Raw genomic sequence first — 11943 nt, 5'->3', positions numbered from 1 at the left:
TTCGCGTATTTATTAGTAAAATACGCGAAAAGCAAACTAATTTCAGATATTCTATTGATTATACGCTAAGAGCGTACTATATTTTAATTATTAGTACGCTAAATGTGGATTGAGGGGGCATATTATGATAAGCCTAAAAGAACTTAGAGAACAAAATAAGTTACCTCAGAAATATATAGCAGATTTTTTTGCTATTGATGTTCGGGAAATACTTGATTATTTACCTAATGATATAAGAAATCTGTATATAGGGACAGAGATGCAATTGATTAGGCGGGGAAAGTTATTATCATTTAGTTAAAAACAATATTCGGAAATTGCAGTAGGAAAGGGGATTTAACCAGCATAAGCCCGGGAAATATGCAAAGTCATATAATGTAAGATTACAATACGTGTATAAACAAACGTTATTTTAATAATAGAATAATAGTTAATATTCACTCCTCCTCGCACAACAGCCATTCAAGCCCGACATTCAAAGCCTTAGCCAGACCCACAACCTCATAATCCGCCACGAATCTATCACCTGACTCAATTTTACTTATAGAAACACGATCAATATTATAGCCTAAGACATCAAGTCTAGCTGACAAATCCTGCTGGGTAATATGGGGACTTGCCTTCAGCCTTGCTTCTCTTACCCTTTTTCCAACTATATTCTTTGAATCATTGTGCCAGTATATTTTCATAAAGAACTCCGTTCTAAAGTAGAACATTTTTATATTGATTATATTCTTAAGTTTGTTTATGATTGTTCTAAAGTATTACAATTATTAAATTGGCTTTTGGATGTTGGACATGTCAGAAAGATAGTAAAATAACTTACTTAGAAGGTGTGACTATGGATAGAGTTATGAAGCTAAAGGCTGAGATTGAAGAAATTCGGGCTTTGCTGAATGATGCTGCTGCTGATATTGGTTCGATACAATGTAACTTAAAGGAATTGATGGAGCTTAGTTTAAAATTTGAGGAATTGATATTAGAGTATATTAACGAGAAATCACGATAAAATTTAAATACTTAGTTCTTTTTATGCTGTCGAAATATTTATTATGAAAAACTCAGGGATTTGGTGAAGAGTTTATTTTAAAGCGTAGTAAGCATAAGAGCCAGGTCGACTCTAATTATTAATTCGGCCCGAACGATGACCCAATGCACACTCTCTGGGTGCTCTGCCGGGCAGAGCCTGCGAAGGTTTTTGAGAGCAGAGCATTCATGGTGAGGATGAGGTCAGAGTTCGACTCTGATTGGGAGCATATAAGAAAGTAGAGCACATCTTTACCATGGATGAGGTCTAATAATTCAGCTGTCAATACAGACCCATGCTTTTCTCTATCATGGATGCGCCAGAAGCCTTCAATGGACTTATCCGATAGAGGAGGCTTAAAGATGTACTCATAAGGGGTGTGCTTAATGGCTACTCAGGGGATAAATATATATTATCTTTTAAGAATGACACTTTTACTTTTTAAGTTGATTATCACTGCAGTACATAAATTAACAATTTTAGAAGTTTTGTTTTCAAATGTAACTTATGCAGGACTTTGAAGGAATTATGTAGAAATTATGTAGAAATAAATTTAAAATACATATGGGAAAAAATCAAATGAACTATAAATTGTTAAAAGGCACGGAATTTCATATTGAAATCCGGTATTACTTTAATGATAGTTGCAAGATTAAAAGCCAAATTTTATAAAGATAGTACGGTTAGAGGCGTATATGGAAAAGAAATTACATGAAGGACACAGGCAAAGAGTAAAAACAAGATACTTGACAGAGGGACTGGATGCATTTGAGGATCATCAAGTTCTTGAAATGCTCCTTTTCTTCTGCATTCCAATGAAGGACACTAATGAGCTTTCTCATAAAATGATACGAGAGTTTGGATCATTAGCAGGTTTATTTGAAGCTGACCCAAAAGATATATGCAACCGTTGTGGTGTCAGCGAGAATACAGCAATTCTCGTATCTCTGACCCCCTCTTTGGCTAGAAGGTACTTTAAAGGTAAATGGGGAGACAAGCCCAATATTAATAGCTCTTCAAAAGCAGGAGAGTATGCAGTTTCACTTTTTGCTGGAAGAATTTATGAGGCATTTTTCGTTGTTTGCCTGGATTCGCAAAATCGCGTAAATCATGCTGCATTAGTTCATGAAGGTACATTAAATGAGGTTCCGGTATATCCAAGATTAATTGTTGAGTTGGTACTGAGACATCAAGCAAATAGTGTAATTCTGGCTCATAACCATCCGAGTGGCAGTATGAACCCATCCCAGGATGATATTGAGATTACAAAGAAGATAACTTCTGCTCTTGAACCGATTTCTGTCAAAGTTATAGACCATATTATTGTTGCTGGAGATAATTATATGAGCTTTAAAGAAAGGAAGCTGATTTAACAGGTTCCTTATATTATTTGAATGGAGTTGAGAAATTTGGAAGAACTTATAAAAGGAATTTTATCATTCAGAGATGAGCGGGATTGGAAATCGTTCCATACACCTGAGAATTTGGCTAAGTCAATTATGATTGAGGCGGGGGAATTGTTGGAAAATTTTCAGTGGGATAACAGTTTCGATAAGGATAAGGTGATGGAAGAACTTGCTGATGTGATGATTTATTGCGTTTTAATGGCTGACTCTATAGATGCTGACATTATTAAGATTATGGAAAGTAAACTGAAAAAGAATTCGGTAAAATACCCAGTAGAAAAATCAAAAGGTAATAGCAAAAAATATACAGAATTTGATTAAAGGTGAACATATGATTGTCTATGAGGCTACAAAGCGAGAATTTATGGATCATGTAGAAAGAGATGAAATAGCGGTAAAGATTTATGAATCCTATAAAGATAAGATTGGACGTACGGCAGAAAGTGAAATAAATTCGTGGAACAATTCAATGAATTACATGTATAAGGTACTTAATACATTAGCAATACCTGCAGAATCAGGGATTGCCATTGAATATAAGATTCCTTCCTCATCCAGAAGAATAGATTTTATGTTATCGGGTCTGGATGAAGCAGACAGAAGTGCCGTAATAATTATTGAATTGAAACAATGGGACAAGGTTGAGGCAGTCATAGAAAAGGATGGTGTTGTCAAAACCCCATATAAAGGACGGCAACTTACAATCCATCCATCATATCAGGCGTGGTCATATGCACAACTTATTTCGGAATATAATGAATCTGTTCAGACTCAAGGCGTGCGGCTATACCCCTGTGCGTACCTCCATAATTACTTTGTAAAAGAAAATGATCCATTAACCAATGAGGTGTACAAGAGTTATATTGAAAAGGCTCCGGTATACTCCAAGGGAGATGTTTTCAAGCTCCGCGAATTTATTGAGAAACATATAAAGAAACCTGATCACAAGAAGACACTCTATATCATTGAAAATGGAAAGATCAGGCCGTCAAAATCTTTACAGGATAGTTTGCTGAGAATGCTTGATGGAAATCAAGAGTTTATTATGATAGATGATCAGAAGGTTGTTTTTGAAACGGCTTTAGAAATGGCAAGAAATGCGTACAGATATGGGAAAAAGCAAGTACTGATAGTCGAAGGGGGTCCTGGGACAGGAAAATCAGTTCTTGCCATTAATTTATTAGTAAAACTTACTTCTGAAGATATGGTCTGTCAGTACGTAACAAAAAATAGTGCTCCACGGGAAGTTTATTCACAGAAACTACAGGATAATTATAAAAAATCATATATTGATAATCTGTTTAAAGGATCGGGTGTATATTATGAGTCAGATAAAAATGAGTTTGATGTATTGATTGTTGATGAGGCTCACCGCTTGGGTGAGAAATCGGGTTTATTTAAAAATAAGGGAGAAAATCAAACCAAGGAAATAATAAATGCGTCTAAATTTTCAATATTCTTTATTGATGAATACCAGAGGATAAGTATAAGTGACTGTGGTAGTAAGGAGGACATAATTAAATTTGCTCGATTGAATAAAGCCCAGGTAGTTGAAATGAAACTTGAATCTCAATTTAGATGTAATGGGTCAGACGGATATCTTTCATGGCTGGATGATGTACTGGAGATTGGCAATACGGCTAACTTTGATGGATTTGAGTTTGATTATGATTTTAAGATTGTTGATAATCCGAACGAACTTAGGGCGTTAATAGAGGAAAAGAATAAAATTAACAACAAAGCAAGATTAGTTGCGGGATACTGCTGGAATTGGATATCAGAGGGAAAAACCGATAGCAGGATATTCGATATATCCATAGAGAAGCATAACTTTAATATGAGCTGGAATTTAAGCAATACTACATGGGCAATTGATAATAATTCCGTTGATCAGGTAGGATGTATACATACTTCACAGGGACTTGAATTTGATTTTATAGGAGTTATTATTGGAAATGACATGCGATATGATGGGCAGAGGATTATTACTGATTTCACAAAACGTGCAAAAACAGATAAGTCTTTAACCGGCATAAAAAAGATGTATAAGGAAAACAGGGATCATGCATTACAGATTGCTGACCAAATAATAAAGAATACATATAGAACTCTTATGTCAAGAGGACAAAAAGGCTGTTATGTATATTGTGTTGATGAAAGGCTGCAGGATTACTTAAAAGAAAGACTTAATAAATTTTATAAACCTGTTGAATACTCTTCAACAACACAAGAAAAAGGCCAGGCAGCGGATGATAAATCAGAATATAGATTAGGCAGTTGTACTGATCATATTTAATGCCTCCGGCACAAGTGTATTTCATAGTCTATTTAAATCATATTCAATGTAATAAAAATTATGATGGTTTGAAAATACTTATCATAACCTTTGGTCAAACATTTTCTTTATTTTTGCTTTGCAATAATCAGTTGTCCGTATAGGTGAAACTTTAATTATGAGTAAATCAGATACAATCTATTTGAGGTGTTAAGTAATGACAGGTAAGTATTCTGATAGATATAAGAAGATAGGACAGAAAATTAAATATTATAGAAGACGGAAGGGACTTACCCAACAGGAACTGGCCGATAAAATTTCTATCAGCCTGAGCTACCTTACCAAGATTGAAGCTCAGAACTGTGACAAGCCCTTTTCATTGGAAGTATTGTTTGAGGTTAGTGACGCATTGAATATACCTGTAACATGTCTATTGGAGGATATTTAAAAAGTTACAATATGAAGTCAAATTCAATCATAATAATTGGGTAGTCTGATGTATGTGGTGTTATCTAATTTAAAATATAAAGTCAGAGTTTAACCCTAATTATTAACTCCACAAGAGAAGGTATCGGTTTTCCGATACCTTCTCTTGTGCTGGTAAGGTTTCCCAGCAATAACCCAATCCCAATTTGTATCCTTAAAATCACAACCATGACATTCCGTTATGGTTTTTCAACACGAATTTATTATACTGGCTGTCAAACCAGCCATCAAACCGGTGTAAGGCCCATCTCACTGATTTTTTTGCTATAAAATTTCAAATAAATAGTTAAAATAATGAGTCTATTTAAACATAAATAGGCTTAAAACTTTTAACTTTTGAAGTAAATGTTAAATTGAAAAGTTTAAAATATATACTCCCTAATGCTAAAGTTAATGCATCAGATACAACATATGATGCAAATGATACATGGTGCAAAGGATGCAAAACATTTTACAGTTGGGGGGATATTTAGCAGTGGCTAAAGGACTTTATGAATTAAAGCAATCAAAAAAAATAAAACCTAATAATGGATTATTATATGAAATCAAAAAAAATAAATCCATATATACCATGATTTTACCGGGAATACTCTTTTTCTTAATTTTCGCGTATATTCCTATGGTAGGTGTAATTACGGCTTTTAAGGATTATGATATCAAAAAAGGAATATTCGGCAGCAACTGGAACGGTTTTGATAATTTTAAATTCTTCTTTTCTTCGGGAGATGCCTTAAAAATTACATTTAATACGTTTTATCTAAATCTGTTATTCCTAATAGCCAGCACAGTTATTTCAGTGGCGTTGGCAATATTTTTAAACGGACTTACAGCTAACGGATTTAAGAGAATATCACAATCGGTAATGTTTTTACCGTATTTTGTATCATGGGCCATTGTGGGTATTATTACTCAAGGTTTTTTTGCAAGTGACAACGGAGCAATAAACAGCTTTCTGAGGACGCTAAATGTTGATCCGGTAAGCTGGAACAGTTCACCGGGTCTATGGCCCTCTATACTGGTTATTTTCTATATCTGGAAATGGTGCGGTTATAACCTAGTAATATATCTTGCCACTATTACAGGGTTTGATATGGAATGCTATGAAGCTGCATCAATCGATGGCGCCAGTAAATTTCAACAGATAAGGTATATTACAATTCCGCTGCTTATGCCGACAATTCTGGTCCTGGCATTACTCCAGATAGGTAAAATCTTTTATGGAGATTTCGGAATGTTCTATTCGATAATCGGTGACAACGGTATGTTATATGCAACCACCGACGTTATTGATACATATGTTTACAGAGCACTCAGACAGATGTCCGATTTCGGAATGGCTTCGGCAATTGGCTTATACCAGTCGGTAATGTGCTTTGTAATGGTATTTGGCTCCAACCTGCTGGTAAGGAAATATCAGAGTGACGGAGCGCTATTTTAGCGTATAGGAATTTATATCACTTTAACATAGTTGCTCGCTGTGTTGAAATGAGCACTATAAAAATTGAGAGTAGCAAATTTTCTTGAAAAAGGTCGGAGGAATGATAATGGTACATTCAAAAATAAAAAATAATAAAAGCAATTTTATGTATAACATCGTAGCCTATTTATCAATTATTTTGTTTTCACTATTCTGCCTTTTACCCTTTTGGTTAATGGTAGCAGGGGCTTTTACCGATGAAACGTCAATAATCCAAAATGGATATCAGCTGTTTCCAAAGAAGTTTTCAATAGATGCATTTGGAACCATTTTTGCAGGAAACAGGGTCCTGGGTGCATATAAAATCACTATTGCGGTTACAATACTGGGAACTTGTTCTGCAATGCTTATAACGTCAATGATGGCTTATGGACTTTCTCTCAGAACTATTAAGTACAGAAACCAGATATCATTTTATGTAGTGTTTACCATGCTGTTTTCCGGAGGGCTGGTACCCTGGTATATTTTAATAACCCAGTACCTGAAAATTCAGGATACGATTTGGGTTTTGTTTGTACCATACCTTATAAACCCATGGTATATGCTATTGTTAAAAAAGTTTTTCAGCACAATCCCGGAATCATTGATAGAGTCTGCTAAAATTGATGGAGCAAAGGATTTTTACATATTTATAAAGATCGCACTTCCTCTGTCTCTTCCTGCACTGGCTACAATAGGCCTGTTTTACAGCTTGTTTTTCTGGAATGACTGGTGGCTTGGTCTGCTTTTTATAAATGACAGGCATCTTCAGCCATTGCAGCTGCTTTTGAGAGCGTTGGTATCAAATCTTTCCTCGGAGGTACAGGCACTTAATCCCAACGCCAAACAGGGCATAATACCTCCCGCATATTCGGTGCGAATGGCAACAAGCCTGGTTACAATCGGCCCTATTGTGTTGTTTTACCCATTTGTTCAGAAATATTTTGTCAAAGGTCTGACTGTGGGAGCAGTTAAAGGTTAGTGGTCTGTAACTTATAAATTTAGGTGTTACAGACCATTAGATGGCTATTTCCGGAAATCCGGTTAGCATATAAAAAAATCAAGGGGGAATTTTAAATGACCAAAAAGTTAATTTGTCTGGTGGTTGCAGTTGGTATGTTAGCATCAGTGTTCACTGCCTGCGGTTCAAATTCAGACACATCAACATCAACAAGTTCTGCAACCGGCACTGCCGCTGTTAGCTCAGGCGATACAACATCCGGTTCCGAAAACCTGACACCGTATTCACTTTCAGCTTTATTGCCCGGAGATACTCCTCTTCAACTGGATGAAGTATTAGCTGAAACTAATAAGAAGCTGGAAGAGGCACTTAATGTAACATTAGGCATTACCTTTGCATCCTGGACTGATTATCCGAACAAAGCACAGGTTATGATTGCAGCAGGAGATCAGACCGATCTTATATTTGATGCACCGTGGATGCATCTGTCACAGATGATTTCAAAGGGAGCATATCTGGACCTGGAACCATTGTTAGAGAAATCAGGCCCGGATTTAATAAAGGCATTCCCAAAACAAATGATTGATGCAAACCGTCAAAATGGCAAGATAATGGGTATTCCATTAGGTGATGTATTATCCAGCCAGCATGGTATATGGATCCGTGGAGATCTTAGGGAAAAATACGGGATGGCCCCGATTGAAACTATTGATCAATATGAACAGTATTTAACAAAAGTAAAAGAAAATGAAAAGAGCATGATTCCTTTAACCTGGCTCGGAAACTACTGTATCGGCAGCAACGGTTTTTATGATGCAGGATATGATGTAACATTATTCGGCGGAAACAACTCCGAAGTAGATATATTTGCCACAGGTGATAAAGTTGAAGATATAGTACCCATATATGAGAATCCACATGTATTGGATTGGATAAAGATGGTAAGAAAATGGTATACATCAGGATTGATAGAAAAGGATCAAATGACTCAAAAGGATGAAATGGGAGCATTTAAGTCCGGCAAGGTAGCTTCCATAAAAGGGGATTATATTGTAGGTACCATATCAAATCAGTTAGATGCAATAATACCGGGTGCAAAAGTTGAGTTTGTAAACTTTGAAGGAAAAGATACAAAACATGTAACAAATTTTGCACAATGGAACTTTATCTGTTTAAATGCCAATGCAAAGGATCCCGACAGGGCAATTAAATTCTTAAATTGGATGTATCAGGATCAGGCAAATTACGATATATTGAGATACGGAATCAAGGACGTAAACTGGGTGGATACAGGAGATAAGACATATGACCTGCCAAAGGGAATAGATGCTTCAAAAAATTACAACTTCCCCGGATACGATCTTATGTGGAATCCAAACTTTGAAAGAACTTTGGCCACTTCATCCGAAGACGATAAGTTCTATTATAAAAAGCTGAGAGATCCAAATCAGCTTATTGCCTCAAAGCTGATGGGCTTTACTCCAAATCTTGATCCTATTAAAAATGAAATTGCAAAGGTATCCGCTATTTGGCCTGCAACAATGCTGCCAATTTTAAATGGGTCATTGGATATTTCCGAACTCCCGAAGATTCAGAAGAAACTGGAGGATGCAGGATATCTGAAAATAGTAGAAGAGGCTAAAAAGCAAGTTGATGAATTTTTGGCTTCCAAGAATTAAAAATTTTAATAAGTAGACATCCCAGCTTTTATTTGTAAAATTCCATTTTATTTACAAGATTCCAAAAGTAAGTTCAATGTTCTGGACTTTACTTTTGGACTTTTGTATTTGTAATATGCACAAACATTTAGTCCACTTTATGCAAATAAATATTTTAATTTATGCTGCTGTATAAGTGAAAAAACATCTGGCATTGTTAACATAATCTTGCTATGATAAAAAAGACAATTACTATTGCTGAAAGCCGATAGTTTAACCGTAATTGACTTTATGAGATTAACTCTAATAATGTAGAATAGGGTGAATATATGTTGAAAGTGTTTAAAATGAGGAGTTCATTTACCAAACTATTTTATTCTTTGATTATTCTGTTATCTATAATACTTTTAACTTGTTCTTTGGTATTTTATGATAACTATGAAAAACAAACCATACGGCAGGCAAGTGACTCATCAAAGCAGATCCTTACTCAAACTGCATTAGCTGTAGATTTTGTCTGGGACCTGTCCAGTAACCATCTTTATGATTTGTACGGAGACGCAGATGTATATAATAGTATTTACAGCAGAGATGTTTCTCCCACTGAAGCAATAAATGCCAGCATCAAAATAACAAAAGCCATATCCAACAGTATGTTTTTAGAATCTGTTTATTTGTATAACGGAAATATGCAAAAGGTCTTTTCTACCAAGGGGAGCACTTCATCCACAGTAGAATTTTATGATAAGGATATATTAAAGCTTTTAAAAAATGAAAATGAAATGAAAACACTTCATTTTATTCCTCGAAAAGTAAACTATAATATAAACGGTGTTGAAATTAATGATAACCTGCTTACTTTGATTTCAAGTGAAGCACCGGATAAAGACGGAAATCTGGAGGGCGCCCTGATAATAAATGTCAAGGAAGGCTATATCCGGAATATCCTGAAATCACTGATACCATTTTCAGATGATGTCACTATGCTGGTAGATGAAAAAGGAAGGGTTATTTCCGATTATGATCCGGATATGTTCCTTAAAGATTTATCTTCAGAGGAATATATAAAATCCATAGTTGCATCAAAAGACAATTCCGGACAGTTTACAGGGGAGGTAAACGGGGAGAAATCACTTGTAACCTTTATTTCATCAAGCAAATTAAAATGGAAAATAATACAGGTGACCCCTTATGGAAAGTTAGTTGCAAAAGCTTATAACATGCGCAATCTGATTATAATTTTTTGCATAATTCTATTCACTATAGGAGCTATAATATCATATTTCATTTCCAGAAAATTCTATTTGCCTATTCGCAGGCTTGTTAACAAGGCAAATGATATATCAACGGGTACTATTGCAATTAAAGGTTCTGGAAAGCATGAATTGGAGTATGTTTCGGATTTTATACTGAATATGAAAGATGAGTTGTTAAAGGCAAAGTATCAATCCCTGGATGATTCCAGGCTGATCCGAAATGAATTGCTTAAGGAGCTTCTGCTAGGCGGGTATATTCACCGGGCAGACCTTGAAGGCAGATTTAATAATTTGGAATTTGATTTTCAAAATGTTGTTGTTTATGTTTTAAAGATTGATAACTATTATAATGAAGAAATATTTAATTATTCAGTGGAGGATTTATCCCTTTACAGGTTTGCCGTAGGGAATATTGCGCAGGAATTGACAGAACAATTTTATTCGAATGAAACTGTGGATATGGGTGAAGATACCATCGCCGTAATTGTAAAAACCAAGGGAGAGCCTGAGGGCACAATCGAAGCTGATTTGAAAACGGTCATAAAACAGATTCAGGATGCAGTACAGAAACATTTGAATTTTTCTTTAAGCGGCAGTATAGGCCCATTACAGAAGCATATAAAAAATATTAACAAGTCGTATAATAATGCTGTTTTAAATTCAAACTACAGATTGATATACGGCAAAAGGTCTGTAATTACACAGGAAATACTGAACCTGAAAGAGGTTGCCAAATATCATTATTCACAGGATATTTTTATGCCCGTATTAAATAATCTGAAGCTGCGCAAATATGATCTTGTGGAAAAGCAGGTCGATAAGTTCTTCGGAAGACTGGCCCAGATGGAATATGATGATATTATGGTTATACTTTCCCAGATTATACACGATTCAATTGCTACAATCAATTTAATGAATCATTGCAACAATTCCGGAAATGCATATTCCTTCAAAGTTTTGAGAGATCAGGTGGAGAGATTTGATACATTGGAGGAAATTAAGGAATGGCTGCTTTATATATACAAGAATGAAATAGAATACATAGAAGATAATCCTAAAGATACAAAAAGAGAATATATTAATATGGTTTTTACTATAATTCATAACGAATATAATGATCCCGGATTAAATATTGAAAGTATTGCCGAACGGGTAGGATTGTCGGTTAATTATTTAAGGGCTATATTCAAAGAAGCATTGGGAATATCCCTGACAGACTATATAAGTAAATACAGATACGAAAAAGCTTTGGAGCTGCTTGTGAATTCCAATCTGACAGTTGCAGCCATAAGTGAAATGATTGGAATGAATTCTGAGAATCATTTCTATACTTTTTTTAAGAAATTCAATGGTCTTACACCCACTCAATTCAGAAAGAAAGAGCAGAATTAAGAACCTGTTTGGTATCTTCTCGCAAA

The 11943-nt window shown here is 35.2% G+C and carries 11 protein-coding genes; 10 read left to right on the top strand and 1 reads right to left on the bottom strand.

Going from position 1 to position 11943, the window contains the following annotated elements:
* Positions 1-124: 124 nt before the first annotated feature.
* Entirely contained in the window at positions 125-301 is a 177-nt protein-coding gene (locus tag CTER_RS28225; protein WP_004624611.1) for a hypothetical protein, read from the top strand.
* Between the two features lie 136 nt (positions 302-437).
* On the opposite strand, the gene CTER_RS07320 is transcribed toward CTER_RS28225, so the two are convergent.
* A complete protein-coding gene (locus tag CTER_RS07320; RefSeq protein ID WP_004624626.1) occupies positions 438-689 on the bottom strand; it encodes a helix-turn-helix domain-containing protein in 252 nt (83 codons plus the stop codon).
* Between the two features lie 152 nt (positions 690-841).
* Between CTER_RS07320 and CTER_RS28220 the strand changes: the two genes are divergently transcribed.
* The 9 genes from CTER_RS28220 (at position 842) to CTER_RS07280 (ending at position 11917) form a co-directional block, all read left to right on the top strand.
* Entirely contained in the window at positions 842-1009 is a 168-nt protein-coding gene (locus CTER_RS28220) for a hypothetical protein (RefSeq protein WP_004624702.1), read from the top strand.
* A 713-nt stretch (positions 1010-1722) separates the two neighbouring features.
* Positions 1723-2400: a RadC family protein gene (gene radC, locus CTER_RS07315; RefSeq protein ID WP_004624697.1), complete on the top strand. Its 678-nt coding sequence runs from the start codon at positions 1723-1725 to the stop codon at positions 2398-2400.
* Positions 2401-2436: 36 nt separating this feature from the next.
* Positions 2437-2754 (top strand): nucleotide pyrophosphohydrolase, encoded by a 318-nt coding sequence (locus tag CTER_RS07310; RefSeq protein ID WP_004624612.1) that lies wholly within the window; start codon positions 2437-2439, stop codon positions 2752-2754.
* Positions 2755-2764: 10 nt separating this feature from the next.
* On the top strand, positions 2765-4729 hold the full coding sequence (locus tag CTER_RS07305; RefSeq protein WP_004624620.1) for a DUF2075 domain-containing protein: 1965 nt from the start codon (positions 2765-2767) through the stop codon (positions 4727-4729).
* 196 nt (positions 4730-4925) lie between these two features.
* On the top strand, positions 4926-5156 hold the full coding sequence (locus tag CTER_RS07300) for a helix-turn-helix domain-containing protein (protein ID WP_004624710.1): 231 nt from the start codon (positions 4926-4928) through the stop codon (positions 5154-5156).
* Positions 5157-5669: 513 nt separating this feature from the next.
* Positions 5670-6632, top strand: a complete 963-nt coding sequence (locus tag CTER_RS07295; RefSeq protein ID WP_004624629.1) for an ABC transporter permease — start codon at positions 5670-5672, stop codon at positions 6630-6632.
* 106 nt (positions 6633-6738) lie between these two features.
* Positions 6739-7632 (top strand): carbohydrate ABC transporter permease, encoded by an 894-nt coding sequence (locus tag CTER_RS07290; RefSeq protein ID WP_004624603.1) that lies wholly within the window; start codon positions 6739-6741, stop codon positions 7630-7632.
* Positions 7633-7727: 95 nt separating this feature from the next.
* Positions 7728-9290 (top strand): extracellular solute-binding protein, encoded by a 1563-nt coding sequence (locus CTER_RS07285; RefSeq protein ID WP_004624659.1) that lies wholly within the window; start codon positions 7728-7730, stop codon positions 9288-9290.
* Between the two features lie 308 nt (positions 9291-9598).
* A complete protein-coding gene (locus CTER_RS07280) occupies positions 9599-11917 on the top strand; it encodes an AraC family transcriptional regulator (protein ID WP_004624542.1) in 2319 nt (772 codons plus the stop codon).
* Positions 11918-11943: the final 26 nt, after the last annotated feature.

Source organism: Ruminiclostridium cellobioparum subsp. termitidis CT1112, from assembly GCF_000350485.1.
In the GTDB taxonomy this organism is placed as follows: Bacteria; Bacillota; Clostridia; order Acetivibrionales; family DSM-1351; genus Ruminiclostridium; species Ruminiclostridium termitidis.
The sequence above is the reverse complement of the archived record's forward strand: the minus strand, read 5'-3'. Positions and strand labels throughout refer to the sequence as shown.